Genomic DNA, 26,307 nt, shown 5'->3' with positions numbered 1-26,307 from the left:
TAAAACATCACCCGCCGATTGGCAGGTGATGTTTTTTGGATTCTCTGGCTTAAGCAGGAGCTTCTGCAAAACAGACACGATTCCGCCCCTGTCTTTTCGCCTGGTACAAAGCTTCGTCGGACGCATCATACAGGTGCTGGATCTGTGATTCTGTTTCCGGGTAGGTGGAAACTCCGACAGAAACGGTAACATTCAGGGCATCCGGAACTTGATGAAGCTGAAAAGAGGCTTCCTCCACATTTAACCGAATTCGTTCAGCAATGATTAATGCCTGGGCGCTCGTGCAGTCATGCAGTAAAATGCTGAATTCTTCCCCGCCAACGCGAAACGCCACATCGTTCGAGCGAATGGACGCTTCGAGGATTTCACTAAGCTGGGTTAAGACCGCGTCTCCTTCCGAATGGCCGTACGTATCATTGATTGATTTAAAATGATCGATATCAAGAACCAAAAGCGACAGCGACCGGGGGCTGTCGGTGTATTCCGCTTCGGTCTGCTGGATCATTTCCTGAAACGCCCGTTTGTTGTACAAACTGGTCAGACCATCCCGGTAAGCCTGATCCTGGTAGCGCCGGAACAGCTCATTCACCTGGGTCAGGTGGGTAAACATATAGACGGCCACAGACGTGCCGACTACCGAGGCCAGCAGGTACATACCGGAGGCGGGCAGCCACTGTCCGGGTGGCAGAAGGATGGCCAGCGTAACAGCGATGTATCCGTTGGTGATGAGGACCATCCATGCCGCCTGCACCCACACATTTTTTACAAGCTTATGTACCAGCAGGCAGGAGAAGATGGTCACAATAATCAGGATAATCGCAGCGACTGAAGACATGCTGACACCGATAGCCAGCCGCCCTGTCACGATCATGAGCCCCCCTATCACGGTCGGAATCCATCCCCCAAAAATAGCCATTAACGTAATGGGCACCATCCGTAAGTCAATGATGGTCGTGTCGCTTAACGGAATGCTGTAAGCGAGTAAAATCAGCCCGAGCACCCCGCTGAAAACTCCGGCAAATAGCTTTTGGCCGAGCGACGAAGACTCCCGCAGCGGAACCTGATAAAATATACGGTGGAATAAAAAAATAAACGAGACGAGTATAGTGATGTTAATAAAAAATCCTGATAGCATAATAACCTCCACGCAATTGGACCTTTTTCCGGTTATCTACCAACTTCCTTATTCAATATACCATTTTCTTCATAGATTACCTGTACAAGCCAAGTGCCGGGCAGCAATTTTATAACTATGACCTATACTTTATGCAGCTTCCGCTGGGGCTTAAGTGCAACAAACGGTAAAATATATTACAATCATTTATACTATTATTTAGAAGGAGTTTTACCGAATGAATATCCAGCCAATCCGGAACGCTACGCTTATTGTGGAATACGCGGGCAAAAAGTTTTTAGTCGATCCATATTTAGGGGAAAAAGGCGCCTACCCGCCACTGCCGAACCCGGCGCCTCACGCACCGGACGGAGACCAGAACAATCCGGTCGCCAAACTGCCGGTTTCGCTGCAGGAAATCACCGCAGGCATTGATGCCATTATTGTTACGCACACGCACCAGGACCACTGGGACGAAGCGGCAAAGGAAGCTTTGCCTAAAGACCTTCCACTTTTCACCCAAAATGCAGACGAAGCAGAAGCCATCCGGAGCGACGGCTTTCAGAACGTCGAGGTACTGCACGAGGACACCGTTTTCGAAGGGATAGCCTTAAGCAAAACGAAGGGCGAGCACGGCCGCGGCGACATTCTTAAAATTGCTGGACCGGTGTGCGGCGTCGTGTTCAGCCACGAATCAGAGCAAACGTTATATGTGGCCGGTGACACCGTCTGGTACGAGGGCGTCCAGGAAGCGGTAAACCTCCACCAGCCGGACATCATCGTGGTCAATGCCGGAGACAACCAGTTCGCCGAGGGGGGTTCGCTTGTGATGGGAAAAGAAGACGTGTACGAATTGCAGCAGGCCACTCCCGACGCGAAAATCATTGCCGTGCACATGGAAGCAGTGAACCACTGGACGTTATCGAAGGAAGAATTAAAGACATTCGCTGAAGACAGAGGCGTTTCGGCAAACGTTTTGGTGCCGGACGATGGAGACATTTATCGTTATTAGATAAAGGGCAAATGATTTATTTCACCGTTCCCGACTCGTATTTAGTTGAAATCAAAGGAGACCCTTGCAGACAGCCTGCAAGGGTCTTTATTTCGTATGGAATAAAGTATTTTTCAGCTTAATATTTCTTCATCCACCAGTTCTGCTAACCTTTCTATTTCCGTTACTACCGAATCTCCCAAAGTATTAAACCGGCAATATTCAATATCTTTCATCTTTGCGAATTGCCATTTGTAGTTCGTTATAGACCAGTTTTCAAATTCTTTTTTACGGATAGTATTTTTTAATGTTTTCTTAACTTTTTCGTAGTCTTCTCTGTCCTTATCTTTCAATTTCTTATAGGGCTTATATTGATAAGGAACTATTCTGGCAGCCAACTTGAAACTATTTTTATCCCATACGAATACGATTGTAACCTGTATATTTTTTTCTTCATCTTTCCACTCATCAGTTGTAACCTCATAATGCAAATCAATATGACCCTTGCCTTGAATAGTAAAAAGCTTCGTGGAAAATTGTTTATTCAACTTAGCAAAAAGATATTGTATTAGTCTTTCAAAAATACGTTGTTCAGAATAATCTTCTTCATTATCATTAATAAATGTTTGAATACCCTCGAGAGTAGTGCTTGAATCTAGGGGGAAATCTTCAGCTCTTTGGATTGGTTTATAGTAGCGCTCCAAAAAGTTTTGCCACCAATAATAAATAACTGGATTTTCTTTCAGATGAATGTGTTTTGATTGAAAAATATTGTACATGTCCTCCGTATTAATTAACACAATACTTCTTTCATCTAATTTTTTTCGCTCTTCCTGAGGAACGTACCCTGTTTTTAATATAACTGGAACAATCAATGCATCCTCGTAATGTTCTCCAACTTTATGATAATAATACTCCACTTGATTTTTACGGCTTTCTCCACTGTCTGTTTTATCTTCAATCAAAACCATCAGTTTTTGTTCAGGAATATTTTCACACTCAAACTCTAAAAGCACATCTATATCGCTCCACTGAGTTTCAATTGCTTGTAACTTGCTTTGCATTAAATTTTCGCTTATATATTCTGGAGAATAAAACTGAAATTTTTTAAATATAGTATGCAATAATTCTTCCGCAATTTCTTTTTCCAAAGAAGGCTCTTTCAAGTTTATATGTTCAAAAAGCCAGCATATAAATGCATCCTGACTTAATTCACTGGTCGCAAAACGGAATAAATTTGGTTCTATTAATTTGTCTTTTGAATCATAACGCCTTTTCATAAGAAACTCCTTCCACTGCATAGATACTTACACATTCAATCCCAGCGTTTTATGCTTTTTGTTCTTAAAAACACTGATCCTATATGACTACTAGCGACAATTATATCATTAAATAACTTGAATTTTCAAAATAAATAGTTATAATGAACTAATAGAGTGTTGTCAAAATACAAGAAAGGAGGAAAATATAGGAGGGATTTATTTTGTTTATTACAGATTACGAATATGTTTTTACCGACCATTTTATTAAACGGTATTGTGAACGTTTAAAGCCCCTGCCATTCGAAGATCTTCAAAAATTTGTTGAACGAGAGTTATCAGAATGGCATCAAGAAGAAGTTATATTTAGTGACGGGGTTACTAAAATCTATCACTATATAAATGGCTTGAGATATGTAGAAATAAATAAAGTATTAACAACTATTATTAATGAAGGTGGCGAAGATTTACATGCTTAAATTAAGTATTCTTCAAACAACAAAAGAATTTCTCTACTTTACTAATCCACCATTTTATTAGCTATATTAAACAATCGCTCCGTAACTACAGACCTTAAAAATTAATCTTTTCTTGTTCCCCTGACAACACTCTAAAATCTATGGGGGATGCAGCAAGAAACGATTATAAATACTTAAGGAACTAGAAATACTGATTGGTACTCCCTTTTAATCAAACAGATGAAAATCTGTATTGTTTGAAAGGGAGTATTTTTATACCTTATTTGATAAGTAATGAATATAGAAAAATCGTGTTTAATTCAGTACCTTTGTTTAAATACCTCCTGTTATTAAAGCATTTGCTGCTCCGGCATTCCCGGCTTTTGATACAGCCATTTTGGGGGTATAGGATTAATATTACAATTAGAGGAGTGTTTTCAAACCTAGACTGCTCATATACATATTTCATTTCCGTCTCCCACCAGCTCCTGCACCCTTTCACTCCTTGTAAGCACCGACAGCAACTGTCCGAACTCAAGGTTTATTTGTACTTATTTCGTGCCTGCACGACAGGAGGCTGCCTAACCAAAGCAGCATCAAGCAGGAACCGGGAAAGGAGAATGATGCATGGAGACCAGAAGGGTGACAGCTGTCCGGAAAAAAGTCCTCTCCCCCTCTTTCGATCACGTCCGCCGCTTCGTCCCTGCCGCAGCCGTTCTGTCCTTATTTGTGATCGGCGGATGTTCGTCAGAGGAAGAGAGTGAAAATGAAAGCGCACCCCCGGAGGAGAATGCTCCCGAGGAAAACGAAGAAACGGAGAACGTTGCCGAGGCACCGGACGAGCCCTCCGACTACGGGGTGAGCGCCGGGCATACGGAGGCGGTCGAAGCCGGCATGGAGGTGCTCGATAATGGCGGAAACGCAGCCGATGCCGCTGTCGCCGCCGCTTACGCGGTCTCGGTGGTCGAGCCGTTTGCTTCCGGGATCGGCGGAGGCGGGTCGGTGCTGATCCAGGAGCAGGGTGAAGCCCCGCAGGCGTATGATTACCGTGAAGTCGTGCCCGAGAGTGGCATCCCCTCCTCCGACATCGGCGTGCCCGGTTTTACCGCCGGCATGAACAAATTCCACGCTGACTACGGCACGGCGGAATGGGAGGAGCTGCTTGATCCTGCGGTCACGCTCGCCGACAGCTCGGAGGTCTCCGGGCTGCTGGCGGAGCAGCTCGAATCGGGAGAAAGCAGGCTTCCTGTGAGTGAACTGAGCCATTTCTATCCGGACGGCGATCCCCTCGAAGCCGGCGCTACTGTGGAACAGGACGAACTCGCCGATACCCTGCGCGATATCCGTGATAATGGAAGTGACACTTTGTATGAAGGAGAGGCCGGACAGTCGCTCGCGTCTCAAATTGAAGGTATCGACGCCGCTTCGCTTGAAGCGTTTGAGGTCAGTCAGAACGATCCGTCTGTGGGGACATACGCAGGCTATGACATTATTGGTGCTGCCCCGCCGCTCCCCGGCATCAGCGTCATTCAGATGCTGCAGATGCTTGAGGAGCGTGACAGCATGGAAGCAGGACGGGAAAGCACGGACTTTATCCACGACACCGCCATGTCCTGGAGACTCGCCTCCCAGTTTATTGAAACGGACTACGGCGATCCGAATTTTGTCGATGTGCCGGTAGATGAACTGACGGACCCGGCACGTAACGCGGAGCTGGCTGCGGAAATTTCCGATGACAGCGTGATCTCCGAAGAGGAAGCCTCCACCTACACAGGAGACCCCAACACGACCCATATTACGGTCGTGGACGAGGATGGGACGTTTGTGTCGATGACCAATACGCTCACCAACTTCTGGGGCTCCGGAGAGTATGCCGACGGCTATTTTCTGAACAACCAGATGGACCGGTTCGACATTGGCGAAGGCAGCGTCAATGAACCGGAGCCGGGACGGCGCTCGGTGACGTGGTCGTCTCCGATGCTTGTGGCCAATGACGACGGGCCGGTGCTTGGCATCGGCAGCCCGGGCGGCGAACGGATTCCGATTATGCTCACGCAGGTGATTGCCGACTGGGCAGAGAACGATGCCAGCCTCGAGGAAGCTGTCGAAGCCCCGCGCTTTCATCTGGATGGTGACGAACTTGTGATGGAAGAGCTCCCTGAAACGGAGCAGCGCGAGGAGCTGCTTGCGATTGGGTACGAGGATATTCGTGAACAGCCGACGCCGCTCTACTTCGGGTCGATTCAGGCGTTGGCCCTGGACCAGGAGACCGGGGAGCTGTCCGGGGCCAGAGATCCGAGGCGGGAAGCAGACTGGCAGAGCAGTGCTTCGGAGTAAATACGGCCTGCCGGACTTCCGGCTCCTTCATTTATACCTGATTTCACCGCCCTTCAGGTTTTATCACAATCATTTCTGTTAATGATAAAAAAGGTATATATTTGTTAAAGAAAGGCGATTTTTCATCAATTCAAACCGCCAGTAAAAACGAAACAATCTAGGAGGCACCATATTGTATTTTAATGATTCAGTCAGGGACGACGAAAACAGGGCTCCTTTCCCCAAGTGCTTTCTTACCGGCTCGGCCTTCAAGGTGGTTGATGGTTCATCCGATATAGAAACGAAAGCGTATTGCGCCACCCAGCCGGCGGGAAAAGGGGTTCCCCAATCGGTCGCTTCCGGCGACCCCACCTCGTCTGGAATGATGCTTTGGACTAGAGTAGATCCTTCGTTAGAGGCAGGCGCCTTCGATACCGAGATCGGCGGAGAAGGCTTCGAGTGGCCGGACAAGCCGCACGCCAAAAACAACTCTTCTTTCGCGGACCTCATCGACCAGGGAAAGGCTGTGATGTTTCAGGTAAGCACCCATCCGGATTTTTCTTTCGTGGAATTAAGCGGATTTTCCCCAGTATGGAAGGACCATGACCATGTGGTCCGCATGGATTTGGATGGACTGCTGCACCCTAAGGAGACCTACTATTACCGTTTTATCACCAGGAGCGGCCTGGCGAGCAACGTTGGCAGATGCCGTACGCTTCCGCCGGAGGGCAGTGACTGCCCCGCAGCCACCATCGGCTATGTGTCCTGCCAGGATTACACGAGTGGCTATTTCAATGCACTCGCCCACCTGGCGGACGAGCAGATGGATTTCTTTTTGCACCTGGGGGATTACATCTACGAAGCCGCCGGAGAGGCCTCATACCAAACCGGCTTGGAAGCAAGGCAGATCACCCTTCCAAGCGGTGAAGACAAAGCGTTCACCCTGGAGGATTACCGCCACCTGTACAACGTGTACCGTACAGACCCCGATCTGCAAAAGCTGCATGAAAATCATGCCATGGTGGCCACCTGGGACGACCATGAATTTGCCAACGATGCCTACGCCCCGGCGGTGGCTCCGGATGACAGCCTGGAGCCTGATTTAAAGCGGCGCCATTCGGCGAACAGCGCCTGGCTGGAATATATGCCTTCGAGGGTATATGTGCCGTCCCGACCGTCATCCAGTAATGCCCTGAAGCTGTACCGGTCGATGACTATTGGCGACCTTGCTACGCTGTATATTACGGACGAGCGCGCCTGCCGGGATGCTCATCCCTGCGGCGAACAGGAGCTGGAGCGCTATTTCACCGATGGCTGCGAAAACATTCACAGCCCCGACCGGTCCATGCTCGGCAGGGAGCAGAAGGATTGGTTTCTCGGTGAATTGAAAAATTCCAGCAGCTTATGGAACATTTGGGCCAACCAGGTGCAGCTCACCCAGCTGAAATTTTTGGGCAGGTACATTAACCTTGACGCCTGGGACGGTTTTGCACATGAACGGCAGGCTATCGCCCGGACAGTCATGAATGAAGGCATCCAGAATTTCCTTGCGCTGACAGGCGATTTTCATAGCTTTGAAGCGTCTTATCTGCAGGAGGACTACAGCCGGGACGGTCATAAGTACGGCGTGGAGTTGATGGTGGGGTCTGTGACGTCGAGCAACCTGCACGAAATGGTGCAGAAAAACCTGAATAACCTGTTCGACCACACGAGCCCCCTGCCTCAAAACGCGACGCTCGAGATCTTTCGCACCTTTCTGCCGGACGCGTTAAGCAAACGCATCATTCCGACAGAGTTTCTGTTTAAAGAACTGCAGAATGCCATCAAAATTGAAAATCCGTGGATTGAATTATTCGACAGTACCTCCCACGGCTACGCCCTTTTGGAACTTTCGAAATCCAGGGCACTCTGGACAGCCTATGCTGTGGAAAGCATCGAGGAAAAGCAGGCGTCTAAATCCCTGCTGCTTCAATGCGAGATTCCGAACGGGGAAGCAGCAATTAACGTGAAGGAGAAGAACAGTCTTTTCGGTTAAGCAAGGGCCCGGTTCTGCGGATGAGGTAACCCAAGGCCGCCTGGAGTGAATAAAGCCTGCCCGACTTCCGACCCTTTATTTTCTGCCTGAGTTTCGTATATCCTCTATGAGGGTTCTTTGCCCTATCTTAGATCAGCATCCCAGTATAAGTTCCCTTTGCAGAAAGTAGGTTTTGTTATGACAACTCCCCAGGGCAGCACTCAGGGCCCACGCATAGACATACTCGATCAAATACGCGGCTTCGCCCTGTTTGCGATTTTTATCGTCAATATCTTCGGGCTGGCGTTAGCGGACCCGGCCAACCCAACCTGGCTGGGCAGCTCTATTCATACGACCGTCGCCATCGTATTCGAGGACAGCGCCCGGCCGCTGTTTGCGATGATGTTTGGCATCAGCCTCGTACTTATTTACAGCCGGCTGCACGCGAAGGGCACAAATCCCTACCCTACCCTTGTCCGGCGGCTCGTGATCCTGTTTTTCGTCGGAGGGCTGCACGGCTACTTTATATGGGCGGGTGACATTCTGCTTATGTACGCTTCCGCAGGACTTGTGCTGCTCACCTGTCTCCGGCTGCCAGCCAGCTGGCTGCTGGGACTAGCGTTTCTGTTCTGGCTCGGCTATTCCACCGGCATCGACCTTTTGAATGGCTATACCTCTTTTCAGATGAACCCGGAGCAGTGGATGAAGGACGCCCTGCCGACGAATCAAACGTATCCGACCGGCGTGGAATACCTGCTGATTGAATGGTCGACGATGATCGATCATCTCGGCTATTTCTTTTTTGGAATGTACGCGTACCGAAGCGGCATCTTTTCAAGAGCCTTGGACGATCGCGACCGTAAATGGCGGCTCGCCGTTCTCTTTCTCCTTGTAGGCCTTCTTGGAAAAGCCGCTCTGTACGCCGGAGCCGCCAATCCGCTGGTCGCTCATCTCGACGATGTGTACGCATTTTTGGTGAGCTTAGGGGTAGGCCTCGGGCTGCTGCTCACCGGCACGAGTCAAAGAAGCATTTCCATGTTTCTTATCCCGTTTACCGCCGTCGGGAAATTGACGTTCACTCATTACCTGCTTCAGTCAGTCATTTTCGTAAGCCTGTTCCGGGAGAGCGGCCGGACTTTTTTTAACGGCATGGGGGTTTGGGACCCGCCGGGCTACGTGTTCGCGTTATTCATCGGCATACTCGTGTTTGCCGCCCAGGTGCTCGCCAGCCCGCTATGGCTGAAATACTTTTACTACGGCCCGCTGGAGTGGATATGGCGGATCGGGACGCACATGAAATGGGTGCCGATGGTTCGGAAGCGGTCGTAAATGAGCGGAAAAACTAAGCGCATACTGATATGCTCCCTTTTAAGTAAGCCGGTGTACTACATCATCTATTTGCTTGGAAGGGAGTATTTTTCATAATTGCATGAATAAAAGCAGTTCACGGTTATATATTTGAATAGTTAAGAAAAGGGGTGCCACTTTGAACATCTTTCAAGCCTTAAGCATGGGAAACGGAAAATTAAATGAAGAGAATATGAGCGCTATGCTTGGATACTTATTGTCGCCAAATGAGCCTCACGGTTTAGGTGATGTTTTTCTTCAGAGCTTTCTTGAAGCTTTGAACGAGACAGAGGCTTTAAATGGACAGTTTGCGTACATACTGCAGCAGCCTTCTCTATCTGGAACGGAAGTTATTTTTGAAAGCCCCTATCAGCTGGACGAACGAAAGTTATTCATCGATTTGGATCTGCGATTTTATTTAGCTAATCCCGCTGCAGGTTCTCAGTCCGAATCAACAGAAATATACCGGGTATTAATCGAAAATAAAATCCGGCCGCAGGCAGCGACGAAGGATCAGTTCCGGCGCGAATACTTTGCGGTTCGCGAAGATCTTGAAGATCAAAACGAAACAGCGGTGACAATGATCTACTTAACCCCGGAAGCTTCTCGAGGTCCGCTCCAAGAAGCTTACGCGGCATTACGGGAAGAAGACATCGCTCCCCACCGCAAAGCCTGGTGCACCTGGACCGGAAACGAAGGATTCTCGATTGTTTCACTCATTCGGTTAATGCTGGAAAAAGAGGCACGGGGCGAAATCGAACCTATTTCAGAATACGTCCGTCATACGTTAAAAGCGTTTATCCGTCATATCCTGGACAGCCAGAAAGCTACAGCCAAACGCTCCAGAAATCCCGCTGAACCCGGGAGTCTGCGACAGGAGGTAACGGTCACTTCAGGAGGCACCAAATACCTTATCCAGCAGTACGACAGTGGAACAATTATCGTATACAATGCCAATCTGCAGGAAAAAGAAATAGCTAAGCCCGTTCTTCGTCAGATAAATCAGGAATTAAACTTAGGCGTGGAGCTGCATACCTCAGCAGGAAGAAAGAAGAACACACGGGAGCTTGGCCATGAGGTTTTAAAAAAGCTAAATGACACAAGTTCATTAGATTAAATTTGAACATACAAAAACCCCGACGCTTGCTGCGCCGGAGTCTCCGTTTTCACTTAAATTAAGCCGCTTTTTCTTCTTCGTTTTTCTTACCCTTGTTGCGGTTCCAGCTGAGCAGGAAGATGCCTGCGAGTATCGCGAGGATAATCAGCGAGTACAACCACTGGGACTGGACGAGCATGATCAGGTTGCCAAGTGCAAGGCCGATGACGCCGAAGTCAGCATCGCCAAACGTAGTGTTCTGGAAGCCAAGATCGCCGAGCAGCGGCAGAAGCAGTGCCGGCAGGAAGCTGATCATGACACCGTTCGCAACGGCGCCGACAATCGCTCCCACTCTTCCGCCGGTGGCGTTGCCGAAGACGCCGGCAGCCGCTCCGGTAAAGAAGTGAGGCACAAGCCCCGGCACGATAACGGCCAGGCCGAGCAGCGGCAGGATGAACATGCTGCCGAGGCCCGCGATAAAGCTGAACAAGAAGCCGATAATAACCGCGTTGTTTGCAAATGGGAAGACAGCCGGGGCATCGAGCGCCGGTTTCGCGTTCGGTACAATTTTATCCGCAATACCCTTAAATGCCGGTACGATTTCACCGAGCAGCATCCGCACCCCGGCGAGAATGATGTAAACCCCGGCTGCAAAGGTAAGGCCCTGCATGAGCGCGAAGATCAGGAAGTTCTGGCCTTCGCTCACCTCTGACTCAATAAACGCCGGCCCTGTGAACAACGCAACCACTACAAACAGGATAACCATCGTCAGCGACACGGATACGGTAGTGTCACGCAGGAACCCGAGCGACTTTGGCACCTTGATGTCTTCGGTGCTTTTGCTTTTGTCGCCGATCCGCTTTGCAAGAAAGCCGGAAACAAAATAACCAAAGGAGCCGAAGTGGCCGACCGCAATGTCGTCGGACTGCGTAATTTCACGCGTGTACGGCTGCAACATGGCCGGAAGCAGTACCATGAGCGACCCTAGGATGATGGAGCCAAGCGCTACCATCGGCACGCCCGTCATGCCGCCGGTCGTCAAAATAACCGCGATCATGCACGCCATAAACATAATATGATGCCCGGTCAGGAAAATGTAGCTAAACGGCGTAATTCTTGCCAAAATAATGTTGACGATCATACCAAACAGCATAATCATGGCCGTTTCCGCCCCAAACGCGTCCTGGGCAACCGCGACGATTGCCTCGTTGTTCGGAATGACCCCGTCGACGTTAAACGCCTGGTTGAACATGGCGCTGAACTGGTCGAGCGACCCGGTAATCACTGCTGCCCCTGCTCCTAAAATCACAAAGCCGAGTATTGTTTTGAGCGTCCCGGACACGACGTCCGACGCTGCCTTCCGTTGAATCAACAGGCCGATAAAGGCAAACAGTCCGACCAGAATTTCCGGTGTACCCAACAAGTCATTCATCAATAAGTCTACCATCACTCAACCTCCCCCTCTAACTTGCCTGATGCTTTACAGATTTTTTTCCAGGGCGTCCCGCAGCTCTTGCTTGTCGAGCAGGTTATTCAGAAGCGCAATGTTGCGCGTGCCGTCGTCGAGGTTGCCGAGAATGTCGGCGGAGCCAATGTACAGATCGGCGCTTTCCGTTTTGGCGGTCGTCAGATCCGTATGGGAGACGTCCGCCTCCTCGTTCATTTCCTTTAAAATGCTGTTTACGTTCATTTCCACCATCATCGAGCTTCCCAGTCCGTTACCGCATACGACTAAAATCTTTTTCATTTCTCTCACTCCTCGTTGTTATTGGGTTGAATACGTTTTGACCAGCTGCATGATCTCTTCCTTGGATGATGCGTTTAACAGCTTTTCCTTTGCCTCCGGCTCCGACAGCAGCTCGGTCAGCTGCGACAGCGCCTTTAAATGCGTTTCGTTATCAATTGCTGCGAGCACAATCACGACCGACGCCTGGTGCTTGGCCTCCTCCGAAAACTGGACCGGCTGCTGCAGGTGCAGCAGGCTCATGCCGAGCCTGTTGACGCCTGATTCGGGGCGCGCATGCGGAATCGCAATGTCCGGCGCAATGACCACATACGGGCCGAGCTCTTCAATGTTTTGGATCATCGCCTCGATGTAGGAGGCGTTCACGCTCTCGTTATCGGTAAGCGGAGTGGAAGCCTTGCGGATCGAGTCCTGCCAATCCGCCGCGAATTCTTCCATTAGGATCGTGTCTTCGTTGAGCAGTTCTTCTAGCATGGGTTTGGTTGTCTCCTTTACCTTTGAAATATCGCCCCTTAAGAAATGCCGGAGCTTGTCGGCCAGCTGCTCGCGTTCATGGATGGTCGCGTGCTGGCTGATCACATCCAGCAGCGCCTCTTCTTCAAAAGCACCGGGGCTGCTTTCGGCGAACACCTCTTTTAATCTGGCGTGCACGGCGTCCCGCTCCTCATTGGTTAAAAACGGCGGGAGCAGAATCACCGGTGTATCGGTTTCCGGTACGGGAATCGTGGTAAAGATAATGTCCACGTGCCGGTCCATTGCCTCATATTCCTGCCGGGACAGTATGTCCTCCACCATCAGCTCCGGAAGCAGTGCTTCGAGCTGCGAACGCAGCAGCGCGGACGCCGCGATCCCGTTTTCGCAGATGACAACGGCGGTATACTTTTTGTTCGTCTGAACGCCGTCCCGGTGCAGCCAGCCCCCGAAATGCATCGCAATGTAGGCGGCTTCCTCTTCGGGTACGGGCTTGCCCAGGTAGGACTCCAGATGGGTGATCGACCGCCGGGTCAGATGCAGGATCTCGGGATAGTCCCTCTGCACCTCCGCCACGTAGTCGTTTGCAATCGGCATGTCGTACTTCATCCGGTAATAGGCGGGCTTTAAATGCGCCAGCAGGTTGTCCTCAAGCTGCCTTCGTTCGTCAAACACGAGGCAGCCGACCACCTGAAAGTCGTTGACTATTTTCGTGATAATCATACGCAGCTGATGTTCTTCCTCCGTTTTGGACTGCTGGGCTGTTTCCCGCTGAACCCGGGAGCCGAGCAGGTGCATGGCGAAATAATAAACATCTTCTTCCGCTAGGACGACCAGCCCGCTTTCCCGCAGGCTGCGCTGGATTTCCCGGGCCGCCTGGTACGCCTTCGTCTGCCGGATGATTTCCTTTTCCTCCTCGTCGATATCGACAGCCGGGGCGCTTCCGGACTGCTGCGCGGAGAGGAGCAGCTGCAGCACTAGAGAGCGGACGCTGTCGTTACTGTACTGTACTTCAAGCATTGCCTCGACACGCCGAATTTCGCGTTCGATCAGGTCATACAGCTGATCCTCCTGGGGCAGCGCCTCCGGCGAGAGCATCTGCTGCGCTTTTTCTTCCATCCGCTCGGAGAAGCGCTCCGAGAAGATATCTTTAATGATCGTGTTTAACAGCTGCTGCTTGTCCTCCCGGCTCCCTTCAAGATAATAGCCGGTGTGCTTTTCGTTTTTAATGCGGATGCGTTTTGGCTCCAGCCATTCTGCGGCTTTTTTCATGTCGCGGAACAGCGAGCCGCGGCTCACGTTGATCCAGTCAAGCAGCGTGTTCGTCCGAACGTTTGCTTTCGCCACCAGGAGATGCAGCACGATCAGGTAGATGCGCTCCCGCTGGTCAAACCGGTAGTCCCAGTCATTGTCGATGTGAGTAACATCCTGTAGCTTTCGCTTCGTTTCCGGGTCCAGGTAGATGCCCCTGCCGTAGAGCCGCTGGGTGCGTGTCAGCCTGTTTTCCTCGAGCCAGTCGTCAATCTGCTGAAGGTCGTAATAGATGGTGCGCTGTGAGATGCCGAACTGCTTCGTTAACCGGTCCATTTCCACAATCGTGTCCGCCTGCAGCACATAATTTAATATCGCCGTCCGGCGCTGATCCAGGACGATGATGATTCACCTCCCGCCTCTCTGTTTCAAATTGCAAAATGTATTTGCTCATCACTAGTGAATACCGTTACTATAATACAACCACCGCAACTATGTAAGGGCTTTCTACGTTCCAAATTTGTAGAATAGGAATTTGCAAAATGATACTTTGTTTTGAGTTTAAGATGTTTATTTACTTATATGTAAATGATTAAATTGAAATCAAATATATGTATTAAAATATATTTGGTAGTTTATAAATTAATTAGCGAACTAAGCAAAAAAGTTGAAAGAGTCGCATTTAAAATGGACAATATAGCCGGCTAAAAACATACAAAATCGTCGCCTTAAATTTCGACAAGCTTCATAATTAAATTGAATCCATACGGGAGGAGATTTAGTTCATGAAGCTGGAGGGAGAGCGACGAAAAGTGAAAGAATACCTGGAACGTGGGATGTCCCATACGGACATTGCACAGATGTTGGGGATGCATCGACATACGGTGAAATCTCTAAGTGAAAGAGAAAGAAATCATGTACAAAAACGCACGAAGAAAGGGTCAAAATTAGATCCCTATAAAGAGTACCTATTAAGGCGAGTACTTGAAGACCATGTATTTAATTGTGAAAAGCTTTATCAAGAAATTCGAAAACAGGGATATTCAGGCGGAAAAACGATCCTTAAAGAATTTGTACAGCCATATCGCAAGGCCTTTAAAGAAAGTCATACCAGACGGTATGAGACTGAACCAGGAGAGCAAATACAGGTGGACTGGAAAGAAGCTGGCCTTTATCAAGTTGATGGAGATATTATACCGTTAATGATATTTGTGGCTACTTTGTCTTATTCACGGATGAGTTATGTTTGTTTTGCGGAAAGGCAGGACCGAGAGCATCTGCTTCACTGTCTAGTTAATGCCTTCGAATACTTTGGAGGTGTTCCGGAAAAGGTTCTGTTCGACAATATGAAGACGATAATAAACCGAAGAAGTGGTTCTGAAGTTGAGTGGAATGAAAAGTTTTTAGACTTCGTCGATTATTATGGATTTACACCAAAGGTCCACCGACCTTATCGGCCTCAGACCAAAGGAAAAGTGGAACGGTTCATAGGGTATATGAATGGCTGGTTAGAGACGTCCTCAGTTCAATCATTACAGGAATTGAATCGTACACTAATGAGATGGGTCGAAGAAAGAGCGAATCAGCGTGTCCACTCTACAACAGAACGAAAGCCTGTGGAACTTTGGATGAAAGAATCTCTCGATTCTCTTCCAACAAGGTATGAAGTGAGTTATCTAACCTATCGAAAGATAGGAAAAGACGGCGTCATGAATTATCACGCTCGAAAAATTCTCATGAACTCCCCTTATGCGGGGCAGGAAGTTATGATTAAGGAAACGCTTGATGGAAAGATTACTGTTTATCATCGCGGGGAAGCCATTTTAACTTATACAAAGGATGATAAGATCCTTCCACTCTCCGAACAGATAAGAAAAAAGCAGCGTTCAAAGGCTGGCACCTTCCACGCTGCATCAGATATAGAGGTCGCTGTTCGCCCACTAAGCGTCTACGACCAAATTCTTCGAGAGGGAGAGTGAAAATGATGAATCAAGTTATTGATACATACTGTGATTCACTTAAATTATCCACCATTCAGTCAGAGTGGCGTACCCTCACGGAAGAAGCTTCTAAAGATAATATACCATATCACGTCTTTCTTGAGCGACTATTGGAATTGGAAAATCAAGCGCGAATAGAGCGAAGTAGACAAACTCTACTTAAGCTCTCTCGCTTACCTTTTAAGAAAACTTTAGATGCGTTTGACTTCCAACGTATTAGTGGTGTGTCCAGAAGGGACATCGAAGAATACATGAATCTCAGCTTTATCGAACAAAATCAGAATTTAATTTTCCTTGGGCCTCCTGGAGTTGGAAAGACACACCTTGCGGTTTCAATTGCCCTCGAGGCAATCAGTAAAGGATTGAAGACATATTTCATGACAGCACAGGAGCTCGTTACGTCACTAGAGACAGCAGATGCCCAAGGAAAATTGGATAAGAAAATGAGGGGGATCGCTAAGCCCTCCCTCCTGATTATCGATGAAATGGGATACTTAAATCTATCTGATAACGGAGGTCATTACTTATTTCAAGTGATCAGCCGTCGATATGAGAATAGCTCTATTATTCTAACGTCGAACAAGACGTTCAGCCAGTGGGGAGAAGTGTTGGGAGACGGGATTATTGCGACAGCAATATTGGATCGACTGCTTCACCATTCAAGAGTATTCTCAATTGACGGTCCAAGCTTCCGAATGAAAAACAAGTCTGCCGAATAAGGCGGCAGACTTGTATAATTTTAACCCGACGATTTTGTATATAATTAAACGTCCTTGACAAAAAGCAGCCCTACTCTGTAATATAGAGCGAGCTGTTGGCAGATTATTAATAATTGGATTAAAAAATATTATTAAATAAGAGATTTAAAAATTTTTAAATGCTCAATGAAGGTCTAAATATATTTTCTTTATGATAAGCAATTGCTTCTTCAGATGGCCTTAAATCTGTTCTTTCAGGTAGATATATTTTTTTATTTTCAAGCATCCGGTAATTATTAGAGTGTAGAATTTCACTTGTTTTGATTGAATAATCTTCATTTATTGTAAATAGCCCATGATCAAATAATCGATGCAAATCTGCCCTAAGTACAATCCCATTTTGAATGTTGTTACTATCCATATTGATATATGGTTGGATATGGGCAGCTTCTAGCACTTCTCTTGTCGACTCGTTTGTGACAGAACACTGATGCCGATATATCTCCATCAATTGTTGGCGAAAAGCACTTTGTTCGTTTCTCACTTTTTGTTTTTTTAATTCATAGGCGGCCATTGTTTCATTAACAAGTTCGAACCTTCTAGACATTTCAGTGGTTTTTCTTTCTTCTAACGTTTTCAAGATATATTCTGATTCTTCAACGTACTTGTATTTCACAATATTTTTACTGAAATCAATTTTTAAATCTTTCAAATCTACCAATGAATTTTCATCAAAAAAATAGACATTTTTTAATACAATGCATCCAATATAGTGTTGATAATCCTCTTTACCAATCCGTTTGCTTGTATTTTTACTAACGTATTTGTTGGCTCGCATCATTAATTCATTTAACGAATTAACACCATTGCCTTTTCCAAACCTATACCATGCTTCTAATACTTGCATATTGGCGTAGTAGGAAAAGCGCCCGTAGCCACACACCTTACGATAAGGAGCTTTTAACAGAAAGAGAAACAAGTCGCCTTCTTTTAAACTTTTAGGATTCCATGGAGTAGGCGTCCAAAAATTCACTTCATATGGTACCGGCTGACTACTTAATTCAAAATACCAATTATGATCTGTGTTGGCTATGACACTCATTGCATCGCCTCTATTCAAATATAATTATTCCCATTGAAAATAAAAATTTAAATGTTTTTAGTCTAAGAATGTTTACAATTTTGTTCGAAACACAAGAATATTTATACTTTATAATCTTTCATACATATTATTGTAGAAATAATTTTTACAAAGTTCTTTATGAAGCAAATAAAGAAAACGAATTCTAACAATTTTTTGCTTTTCACAAAAAGATATTTCATTGGAACTTACTTGAATTTAATATAGTACTTATTTAATTAAAAGGATTATTTTCTTTTTGTAAGCTATCCACAAAATGTGCTAATTGTCTTTGTAATTGAGACTTTTCGTTATAAGCTATAGTTAAGGTATTGTCTTCATTTTCTTTTATATAATCTTTGAAAACCTCTTCAATTAATATATCCATACCTTTATTCGCGTAATTTTCAGCTATACTATACATCTCTTCAGGATTATTTAAAATATTTAAATTGTTTTCATTTGTGCTTTTTATTGCTATCGCTTTAATAACAGTTTGCTGATAATCGTCTAAAGCATCCGACCACATTAACTGTTCTTTATTTTGAAAGCTTTTTTGTTCACCACTTTTAAAACCAATTGTAGTAGCTAGAACAAATAATCCTTTATTGTCTTTAAATATTCTAGGACTAGAAGATTTTTGTGCTCTTAATTCTCTATAAATATCAATGTATTTTTTTCTGACATATACTCTATGCCCTTGGCTCATTGATTATTCACTCCTATACCTCTGTTTTTAAAGCAAAAAATTCTTCTGCTAACATTTCTTTAATTTTAGTTTCTGCTTCTGACTTAGATTCAAGTACGTAGAATTTATCCCACTTTCCTGTTTGCTTTAAAAATTTTGCTTCCTCCTCTTTTCTAAATTCTGAACCAGTTACTAATAATATCCATTGAGGCGTTATTTCTGGAATATATTTCACTAGATTATATCGATGTTCAGGTGACAAACGTCCAAATGGAGTATCCATAAACAGAGGGATTTCAAGCATAGATTCTCCTCCAGCTACTTCGGCAAGTGCAGTAATGAAGGAAAGAGAAATTATCTGTCTCTGTCCCGCAGATATATTTGCAAGAAATGGCCGCCCATTCCAATCCAACACATCCAATGTATAGTCATCATTTACCACGATTTTTTTAAGATTTTTAGATCCGCTAATGTCAATTAAATTCTTAAATATATTATTAGCTCTTTCTTCTAGTTCATTTTTAACTTCAACTATGAAATTATTAATGATAGCTATTAAAGCTTGTGAGCTTTTCTCAATGAGTTTTTCTTTTTCTTTTAATTGCTTTTGAAGCTCATCTTCTACTGAAAGACTCTTATATTTTTTTATTAATCTTTTCTCTTCATCATTTAGTTCTGTAATTCGCTCTTCAATAAACTTACTTTCTTCTTTTAACTTACCTATTTTTTCGCTTAATTTATCTCTATATTGAATATCAAGTTTCTGTTTATCTTCTGGAACTTCTTCTACTTGTTTTTTGTAACGTTCCAGTTCGTAGGTATTAATATCAATTTGCTCTTCGAGATCTGAGACGTTTTTTAAAAGTATAGAGATTGTATTTTCATGATGCCTGATATGCTCAATGGTACTTCGCAAGTCGCCGAAGAACTTCATAACATTTCTTTCAGTTGTTTGTCCTTCAGAACTTTTTTTCCACTCAATTAAATTCTCATATTCTTTAGAATCAATTTTTATTTCTCTCCCACAGATACAAATAAATTCATTCAACAGAGTTTCGATTAACGCATTTTTTAAGTCTTCTGGAATATCTTCTTTTATTTTGTTGTCTTCTAGATCAACAATTAATTCTCCAATCAAATCTTTAGCAAGTAACACACTAATTGTTGGAGTAATATTAACTAATTCTTCCTGGTAATCATCAAGGGCACTATTTAATTTCTCTAATCTTTCTTCTGTTTCAATGATTTTATCCAAGGTAGGCTTTTGAGAATCCAAATCTTTTAATGTCGCATCTACATCTTCTTTTTCCTTAGATGCTGTCGCTATTTCTTCTTGTAGTTGCTGTTTGTTTTCTTTTGCTTCGTCTATTCTCATAGCAATGTTTTCACGGTCTTTAATGTTTTTTAACATATCGCCTGTAGAAATTTTCTTCAAGTCTTTAGTTACTGTTTTTTTGTTTTCTTCAAAAGCTTCTTTTAAAAGAAATAAATCATCAATTTTAAGTAAGTTTTTAATTCCTAATTGAATGTTTTCTCTTTGTTTTTTTGAAGCTTTAGTTAGAGATTCAATCCGTTCTCCATCAAATAAAAAATAATTTTTCACTCGTTCATCAAGGATGTTATTAATAATTTCTTTTATATCTTCTTCTTCATTCTCATTTAAGTTATTTGCATTCCCATTTTTTTTAATTATAGTTAGTTTTACGCTGGGCGAATCTTCATAAATGAATCCATTTTTATCTTTAATAGCTTGAAAATATCTTTCAAGCTCGTAATATTCGTGCTCATGGAAAAAAGAAATATTTACTTTTACTTCTATACCTTTATTTTCTCTTGAAGCTTCTTCAAGAGCTTTTGTATTTGCTAAATATATTGTAGAGTTTTTATTATTTTCATAATCATCTTGTTCTAAGGAAAGATCTCCATAGAAACCAAATAAAATCGAGCGATAAAGAGTAGTTTTACCTCTACCGTTTTCTCCAAATATAACTGTTACGTTTTCAAAATCTTTTTCATCACTTCCTGCAAATTCTATACTTTGTTTCCCATAATACTGTTTGAAATTTGTCATACTAATTTGATGTAACCTCATTTTATTTTTTCTCCTTTATCATATTTTCAATGTCTCTTGATAAGCGGTTTGTTACACGAGTCAACTGACCTCTATTTGTATACGTTAATCCTTTACTAATTAATTCTTGTACTTCTGGATCGTATTTTTGTAATTCTTTAGCAATTTTGTCTTTTATAATCCTAGCTTCCTCCATTTAATTTTTCACTTCCTCTTTAATCATTTGTTTATACGTATCCCAAGGTTTAAGATCTATGAGATGACGCAACCCGTATTTGTTTAACATAGGCATTATCACTCTTCTCGCTTCGAATTCATTAAGAGCATCATCCGCAAATTCAGCAAACCTAGGCATTTCTCTTTTTAACAAACTTACTGCATTGGCCTCTTCTATAAATCTTTCAGGAGGACCCACATAGAAATCATGTATAATTGCTTCTTTTTTACTTGGATAATTTCTTAATATACGCCCTCTCCTTTGAACAAATTCCCTTGGATTAGTCGTACTAGATAAAAAGTAAGCTTCTTTAGTTGCTGGAATATTAACTCCCTCATCAAGACATTTTATGGCCACTAAGATTTGAATATCTCCTCGAGCAAATTGATTTAATAACTCTCCCCTTTTTTTATTATTCACCGAATAAATAAACTCATGAGAACGTAAACCTAATTCTCCTAAGATCTTCACAATTTCTCCTGTTTTTCCCGGGGCGCAGTAGACTAAAATGTGTGACATATTTTTTGAGCCTTCATTTTGAATTCTTTCCTTGAATCTCTTTTTAAATAAAAGCAGTTTATTTTCAGCATTACTAACAATTCTGGATCTTTTTATTAAATACTTTTGTTTTTGTTCGTTTTTTTCATCTAATGTTAATTCTTTATTATTTTGTATATTTATAATTTTAGATGTGAATTGGTTATAAATTTCAAATTCTTTTTCAGTAAGAGTAACTAGGTAAGGGAAAAAACGATAAGGTGTTAAAAATCTTTGAGCAACTGCTTCACCAATAGAAAAGTTTATTACTGAGGTCTTAAAATAACCTCTCAACTTTTGACTTCCTATATCATCAAACCAACGGTCAGGGGTAGCCGAGAGGCCTAACCTATATTCAAATTTTTCATTTAGTAGGTTACTATTCTTTTTAGAACCCAAGTAATGGGCTTCATCAGCAATATATAATATCGGAGGTATTATTTTATTTATTAGACTCAAGAAGTTTTCGGAAGAACCTGTAGTATGAGTAGTTATGATACAGAGGTTTTTTTTGAAATTTTTGTTTAAATCTAAAATCTTTGCTCGCAACTCAGATTTCCATAATGAAGAATTTCCATGACATAAAAGGGGTATAAACCCGAATTGTTTAACTTCGTCTGCCCACTGCTCGACTAAATGAATAAATGGCACAGAAATTAATACCGCGGAGTGCTCTTCTTTGTTAACTACCTTTATAGCTGCCGCCAATGAAGTTATAGTTTTGCCAGTGCCAGTGGCCATTTCAAATAAACCCTTGCAATTATTTTTAAACCAATTGTCTATAGCTTCTTCTTGAAAATGATATAAAGACAACTTTTCAGGAATTCTATAACTAGTTGATTTATTTTCAAAAGGGTTTTTGTAAGGACGTTCAGTAATAAATTTTAATTTGGATATATCTTCTTTTATTGCATCAGGTAATTCGTAGATGTCGTAAAATGAAGACGATTTCAAAAAAGAAGTATCAAATCTATTTTCATGTTCTTCAACAAATTCTTCTTGACCAATTATCCATGATCGAAATACAGAAACACTCTCTCCATTGAAGGTAGCCTGCTTTGAGTCATTCAATGAACCGTGAACCGCTACTTTGTTTCCAAAACTATCTTCAAAAACAGCAAATTTGTCATGAAAATTTCCACGTTTATTTTTAGGCACTACTATTTTAATATCTAAAATATTATCAGCAATTAACCACGCTAAGAGTGTTAATTTTGAACTTTTCATAGATTGCTTCATTTCTTCAATTTGTGTGTTTAAAGTATCGTATAATAACTGGCTTTCCTTAGCCTTACTTCCTAATTTAAATGCATGCCAATCCTTTTCTTCAAGGTGTGGAGAAGTAACTAGAACAATTTTTCCATTTTTTTCAGCCAGGGATAATAGCCCCTCAGCACAAATTTCTAACCAAGAAGAAGTAAAGTACCCCACTCCCCTTTTATAAGTTATAGCGGAATCCAATAACGGATTAAATAGAGAGTTAAAAATATCTTCACTTGCACTGTCATATATATTTTTAAGATTTAATTTTTTGAAATTCATTTTCCCCCACCAATTCTTTTAAAATTAGCTCGTCATTAATTTTCACATAATCAAGTTCTTTTTTATTATCAGATATAAAAGTCTCGGGTATAACTTGCCCGCATAAATCTAATGAATAAAGAAGCTTGCTAAGTTCTGGTATTTTCACATATCCATTAAATTTATTTCTTATCAGGTAAGAAATAAACTCGTGTTCATCTTTAACCATTCCATGTGCTTTTATAGTTGAAATAAGAAGGGCTTTCTTTTTCCCTAATAATTTAAAATTACTAGAAAGTTCAACAAAAGTTCCTATAAGTTCAAATGACCAATGAAAACTTGTGTCGAGGCTTGGCAGTTTTTTAACTAAATTTTGATTATTCAAAATATCTTTTTCAATATGAATAAAACGGGCATCAAAATTTAAAATAAAAGCCTCTAAAACTTCTTCAAATTGAATTTGTTTATCAGCATTCCAACCTATTAAGTCAATATGAGCATACTCACTGGGGAAAATTTGTACTATACTATTTTTATTTTTGGAAAAGGCAGAATAAAAAGAACTTTCCTTCCAACCTCTATTTATTACAAATTCCTTATAAAGTTCTTCTCTTGTCAAACAATCATTCTGTTCTATGAAATATTTTTCAAATTGACCAGAAGAAGAAAGTTGTTCAATTTTATACTCCCCCATCGGATTAACCAATGGATAACGGTGAAAAACAAAATGCTTAGAGAAAAATTTTTCCATTATATGGTACAAAATCCTGCTATCTTTAATACCCATTTGTAGAAAAGTTGATTTTCTTTCGTTGAATAAGGCTTCTACTGAATAACTTCTTTGCAATTGCTTCATTTTAATATCAGCATATTTTAATATTTTTTGTAGCAAATCATCGTTCATTTTTAAACTATTTAAATGAATATAACCGTTATTTGTTTTTATAATTAGGCTTGAAACCGAAATATTTTGTTCAAGCATAGTTTCTGTCCAACCTAATTGTTTAGTGAAGTATTGAGTGAGCTCTTCTTTATTAACTTCTTTTTTCTTTTGTGCCAAAAATTTTTCAATTACTTTCTTTTTAGACCTTTGGCCAAAACCTGAAATTGCTATTGTAGGAGAACGGTAGTAATCAAAAGAATTAGGATAATAAATTTTTAACAAAGAGAATAAAGCGTGTTCATTATCGATACCTAAACTTAAAAGATCTTCTTGAAAAAAATTAAAAGCAGCACTAGTATTTATTTGTTCTATATCTTTAGTCAATTGAGAACGCAACCATTTTTTAATAGGCTTTAAAGTGATTGTATTAATATCTGGATTAATGGCTGAAATGTGCTTAAAAAAACCTATTCTCCACAGTACTATTATATTGTCTTCTCTAGTAAGATTAGATATTATACTTCTTTGATTATCTCCATTAAATTTTTCAGGATAATAGTTGTTTAACCTTTCTCGGAAGAGTTCAAAATCTTTGTAAACATTAAGTCCTTCAGCAAATTCTTTTTTAAAAACTATTTGACACAAACGACTTTTTGTAAATTTGTGTTTGTATTGGTAATTAACCCCATCATTTGATGCAAGAAATGCATTTTCTATTAAATCATTTATACAGTTTTCAAGTTTAATTTCTTCAAGTTTTATATTAAAAAAATTTTTAACGTAGTATTCTAAATCTTCTTTAGTAAATTCATGATAATCGTCCTTCCCTATAGTAATAGAATGATAAAATTCATCCAGAGAATTCACTAAAAAAGAATGTTCGTAAGCACTAATATATTTTTTTTCCACCGATATCTCTAGTGGTAATAGTTTAAATAATCCAAGTATATAATGAGCATCGTAAGAATTAATTTCAGGGAAAACGTCTTGAATATGAATAAAAGAAACTTTATCAATATATACATATAATTCGTCAAAAAATTTTTTGTATCGTTTATAGATTAAATCCACTGTTTTTTTTGTTATTTGACGTACTCTTTCTCTTGTGATTCCAAGTTCATTTCCAATACGTTCGAGTGTATTATTTTCAAGACGAATTTTTAATATTTCAGCTTCTCTTTCGTTTACAAATACTGGTGCCTTATTATTTTGTAAATCAGATATAAAAGTTAAAAACATATTTTTAACTTGCTCACTGGAAAAGATTTGAAATATATTCAGCCAAAAATTTTCTTTCTCTTTCTTTTTTAACTTTAGCACATTAAAAAAATCATCAAGTTCAGAAGGTAGTTCCCCTAAAGTTTTAATTTCAAATTCATTTAATAAATTAACAATTTCGCTGCTAAATTTCATGTCTTTTATTGAATATTGATAAATTTTTTCTGGTATATATATTGTTTCACTTTTGTAAGTAACTTTTCCTATTTCTTTAATCATCATCTTAGTCACTATTTTTTTACGATTTTCAATAAGACTTTTCTTTTCGCATAAAGGGTTCAAAAAAAATTTTTCTACAGATTTCACTCCTATATAAGGAAGCTTAGTTAGAAAGTCTATATTTTTAGGTAAATCCTTAACATATTTGTAATTGTATTTCTTAGTTAAGTTATCTAATAATTTAGAGGCTGGAAAATAATTTTCATCTAATCTATAATCACCTTTCCTCTTATTTATACAATAGAGTTCATTATTAAAAACAAATTCTAAGGTTTCTTCAGCATTAACCTTATTTAGTGTTTCATTTAAATAATTGTGATCTTTTAAAGAAGTGCTAAGATCGTTAGTAGAAATAAAAGAAAAACCATCTTCTATTAATAACTTTTTTAATATTTCCTCTTTTATATTCGCGTTGACTAAGTTGGATAAAGGAATCAAATCTAAATCAGATTTTTTATTTATTCCATATGGCTCTAAATATAACTTTAAAAAAGCATATCTGTTCTCAAAATCTAATGGTGCGTCATTTGTTTTTAATTGAATTAGAGTTATATTTTTGGATTCATTATTAAAATTAAAACGATTTAATTTCCCATAAAATCCCACTCCATGAAATGCTAAAATTTTTATCAAAGGCCAAAAATATTCAAAATCTTCAGAATAAACTTTTTTTAATTCATTTTCAGTAATTGCATTAAACGACTTCCAGTTATATTTATTGCTCAGCATGTCTATTACGGGTGACTGTCTACAAGGAAGTAACTTTCTAGATAGGAATTCGGGTATTATTATAGACACTTTAACTCCCCCTATTTGAATTAAAATATAATATTATGACTCAACCCATATTGGTAATATATTGTTTGTTAACATTAAAGTGAATCAATAACCATTCTTAAGAACTATTGTCTTGAAACTTTTGATTTATAAAGCATACGTTTGTCATAATTTCTAGAATTATAAATAAAATTATGCATTTTGAGCATAAATTTATTTTCGATCACTATATTTTTC

Annotated in this window: 19 protein-coding genes; 8 read left to right on the top strand and 11 right to left on the bottom strand. The window is 41.6% G+C overall.

Translation table 11 applies throughout. From position 1 onward, the window contains the following. Nucleotides 1–49 precede the first annotated feature (49 nt). Nucleotides 50–1,135 (bottom strand): GGDEF domain-containing protein, encoded by a 1,086-nt coding sequence (locus B5066_RS12615; RefSeq protein WP_079476255.1) that lies wholly within the window; start codon nt 1,133–1,135, stop codon nt 50–52. A gap of 217 nt (nt 1,136–1,352) precedes the next feature. Between B5066_RS12615 and B5066_RS12610 the strand changes: the two genes are divergently transcribed. Next, the gene (locus B5066_RS12610; protein WP_079476254.1) at nt 1,353–2,126 is read left to right on the top strand and encodes an MBL fold metallo-hydrolase; all 774 of its coding nucleotides are present in this window, start codon (nt 1,353–1,355) and stop codon (nt 2,124–2,126) included. A gap of 113 nt (nt 2,127–2,239) precedes the next feature. Here the strand turns inward: B5066_RS12610 and B5066_RS12605 are convergent, their stop codons facing one another. Next, nucleotides 2,240–3,385, bottom strand: a complete 1,146-nt coding sequence (locus B5066_RS12605; RefSeq protein WP_079476253.1) for a PD-(D/E)XK nuclease family protein — start codon at nt 3,383–3,385, stop codon at nt 2,240–2,242. 203 nt (nt 3,386–3,588) lie between these two features. On the opposite strand from B5066_RS12605, the gene B5066_RS12600 reads away from it, so the two are divergent. From B5066_RS12600 to B5066_RS12580, 5 genes are all read left to right on the top strand, one after another. Further along, nucleotides 3,589–3,843 (top strand): hypothetical protein, encoded by a 255-nt coding sequence (locus B5066_RS12600; RefSeq protein ID WP_079476252.1) that lies wholly within the window; start codon nt 3,589–3,591, stop codon nt 3,841–3,843. 606 nt (nt 3,844–4,449) lie between these two features. Then, entirely contained in the window at nt 4,450–6,159 is a 1,710-nt protein-coding gene (locus tag B5066_RS12595) for a gamma-glutamyltransferase family protein (protein ID WP_079476251.1), read from the top strand. Nucleotides 6,160–6,331: 172 nt separating this feature from the next. Next, nucleotides 6,332–8,173 (top strand): alkaline phosphatase D family protein, encoded by a 1,842-nt coding sequence (locus B5066_RS12590; protein WP_079476250.1) that lies wholly within the window; start codon nt 6,332–6,334, stop codon nt 8,171–8,173. Nucleotides 8,174–8,350: 177 nt separating this feature from the next. Continuing rightward, on the top strand, nt 8,351–9,481 hold the full coding sequence (locus B5066_RS12585) for a DUF418 domain-containing protein (RefSeq protein WP_079476249.1): 1,131 nt from the start codon (nt 8,351–8,353) through the stop codon (nt 9,479–9,481). A gap of 157 nt (nt 9,482–9,638) precedes the next feature. Beyond that, nucleotides 9,639–10,616 (top strand): PD-(D/E)XK nuclease family protein, encoded by a 978-nt coding sequence (locus B5066_RS12580; RefSeq protein WP_079476248.1) that lies wholly within the window; start codon nt 9,639–9,641, stop codon nt 10,614–10,616. A 58-nt stretch (nt 10,617–10,674) separates the two neighbouring features. On the opposite strand, the gene B5066_RS12575 is transcribed toward B5066_RS12580, so the two are convergent. The 3 genes from B5066_RS12575 to B5066_RS12565 are packed head-to-tail and all read right to left on the bottom strand — an operon-like array spanning nt 10,675 to nt 14,397. Next, on the bottom strand, nt 10,675–12,042 hold the full coding sequence (locus tag B5066_RS12575) for a PTS ascorbate transporter subunit IIC (RefSeq protein ID WP_079476247.1): 1,368 nt from the start codon (nt 12,040–12,042) through the stop codon (nt 10,675–10,677). Nucleotides 12,043–12,075: 33 nt separating this feature from the next. After that, on the bottom strand, nt 12,076–12,342 hold the full coding sequence (locus B5066_RS12570) for a PTS sugar transporter subunit IIB (RefSeq protein WP_079476246.1): 267 nt from the start codon (nt 12,340–12,342) through the stop codon (nt 12,076–12,078). A gap of 18 nt (nt 12,343–12,360) precedes the next feature. Continuing rightward, complete coding sequence (locus B5066_RS12565) at nt 12,361–14,397, bottom strand: BglG family transcription antiterminator (protein WP_244897388.1); 2,037 nt, start codon at nt 14,395–14,397, stop codon at nt 12,361–12,363. Nucleotides 14,398–14,846: 449 nt separating this feature from the next. On the opposite strand from B5066_RS12565, the gene istA reads away from it, so the two are divergent. Beyond that, the gene (gene istA, locus B5066_RS12560) at nt 14,847–16,040 is read left to right on the top strand and encodes an IS21 family transposase (RefSeq protein WP_079476239.1); all 1,194 of its coding nucleotides are present in this window, start codon (nt 14,847–14,849) and stop codon (nt 16,038–16,040) included. 2 nt (nt 16,041–16,042) lie between these two features. After that, the gene (gene istB, locus B5066_RS12555; protein ID WP_244897368.1) at nt 16,043–16,780 is read left to right on the top strand and encodes an IS21-like element helper ATPase IstB; all 738 of its coding nucleotides are present in this window, start codon (nt 16,043–16,045) and stop codon (nt 16,778–16,780) included. Between the two features lie 154 nt (nt 16,781–16,934). On the opposite strand, the gene B5066_RS12550 is transcribed toward istB, so the two are convergent. The 6 genes from B5066_RS12550 to B5066_RS12530 form a co-directional block, all read right to left on the bottom strand. Beyond that, complete coding sequence (locus tag B5066_RS12550; RefSeq protein ID WP_079476244.1) at nt 16,935–17,861, bottom strand: HNH endonuclease; 927 nt, start codon at nt 17,859–17,861, stop codon at nt 16,935–16,937. A gap of 253 nt (nt 17,862–18,114) precedes the next feature. Then, complete coding sequence (locus B5066_RS12545) at nt 18,115–18,588, bottom strand: hypothetical protein (protein WP_079476243.1); 474 nt, start codon at nt 18,586–18,588, stop codon at nt 18,115–18,117. A gap of 13 nt (nt 18,589–18,601) precedes the next feature. After that, nucleotides 18,602–20,659, bottom strand: a complete 2,058-nt coding sequence (locus B5066_RS12540) for an AAA family ATPase (RefSeq protein ID WP_079476242.1) — start codon at nt 20,657–20,659, stop codon at nt 18,602–18,604. A 1-nt stretch (nt 20,660) separates the two neighbouring features. Then, a complete protein-coding gene (locus B5066_RS16780; protein WP_179124102.1) occupies nt 20,661–20,834 on the bottom strand; it encodes a hypothetical protein in 174 nt (57 codons plus the stop codon). Further along, nucleotides 20,835–22,934: a DEAD/DEAH box helicase family protein gene (locus tag B5066_RS12535; protein WP_079476241.1), complete on the bottom strand. Its 2,100-nt coding sequence runs from the start codon at nt 22,932–22,934 to the stop codon at nt 20,835–20,837. After that, nucleotides 22,909–26,091 carry a sigma factor-like helix-turn-helix DNA-binding protein gene (locus B5066_RS12530; protein ID WP_079476240.1) on the bottom strand — a complete coding sequence of 1,061 codons (3,183 nt, stop codon included), beginning with the start codon at nt 26,089–26,091 and terminating at the stop codon, nt 22,909–22,911. The genes B5066_RS12535 and B5066_RS12530 overlap by 26 nt, the downstream gene beginning before the upstream one ends. Nucleotides 26,092–26,307 lie beyond the last annotated feature (216 nt).

This window comes from Marinococcus halophilus (assembly GCF_900166605.1).
GTDB lineage: Bacteria > Bacillota > Bacilli > Bacillales > Marinococcaceae > Marinococcus > Marinococcus halophilus.
The sequence above is the reverse complement of the archived record's forward strand: the minus strand, read 5'-3'. Positions and strand labels throughout refer to the sequence as shown.

Bases quoted from the DNA above. Each gene is read 5' to 3' on its own strand.
- B5066_RS12615 (WP_079476255.1), bottom strand. From the start codon at position 1,135: ATGCTATCAGGATTTTTTATTAACATCACTATACTCGTCTCGTTTATT.
- B5066_RS12570 (WP_079476246.1), bottom strand. From the start codon at position 12,342: ATGAAAAAGATTTTAGTCGTATGCGGTAACGGACTGGGAAGCTCGATG.
- istA (WP_079476239.1), top strand. From the start codon at position 14,847: ATGAAGCTGGAGGGAGAGCGACGAAAAGTGAAAGAATACCTGGAACGT.
- B5066_RS12540 (WP_079476242.1), bottom strand. From the start codon at position 20,659: ATGAGGTTACATCAAATTAGTATGACAAATTTCAAACAGTATTATGGG.
- B5066_RS12605 (WP_079476253.1), bottom strand. From the start codon at position 3,385: ATGAAAAGGCGTTATGATTCAAAAGACAAATTAATAGAACCAAATTTA.
- B5066_RS12550 (WP_079476244.1), bottom strand. From the start codon at position 17,861: ATGAGTGTCATAGCCAACACAGATCATAATTGGTATTTTGAATTAAGT.
- B5066_RS16780 (WP_179124102.1), bottom strand. From the start codon at position 20,834: ATGGAGGAAGCTAGGATTATAAAAGACAAAATTGCTAAAGAATTACAA.
- istB (WP_244897368.1), top strand. From the start codon at position 16,043: ATGATGAATCAAGTTATTGATACATACTGTGATTCACTTAAATTATCC.
- B5066_RS12585 (WP_079476249.1), top strand. From the start codon at position 8,351: ATGACAACTCCCCAGGGCAGCACTCAGGGCCCACGCATAGACATACTC.
- B5066_RS12595 (WP_079476251.1), top strand. From the start codon at position 4,450: ATGGAGACCAGAAGGGTGACAGCTGTCCGGAAAAAAGTCCTCTCCCCC.
- B5066_RS12535 (WP_079476241.1), bottom strand. From the start codon at position 22,934: ATGAATTTCAAAAAATTAAATCTTAAAAATATATATGACAGTGCAAGT.
- B5066_RS12575 (WP_079476247.1), bottom strand. From the start codon at position 12,042: ATGGTAGACTTATTGATGAATGACTTGTTGGGTACACCGGAAATTCTG.
- B5066_RS12610 (WP_079476254.1), top strand. From the start codon at position 1,353: ATGAATATCCAGCCAATCCGGAACGCTACGCTTATTGTGGAATACGCG.
- B5066_RS12565 (WP_244897388.1), bottom strand. From the start codon at position 14,397: ATGGACCGGTTAACGAAGCAGTTCGGCATCTCACAGCGCACCATCTAT.
- B5066_RS12545 (WP_079476243.1), bottom strand. From the start codon at position 18,588: ATGAGCCAAGGGCATAGAGTATATGTCAGAAAAAAATACATTGATATT.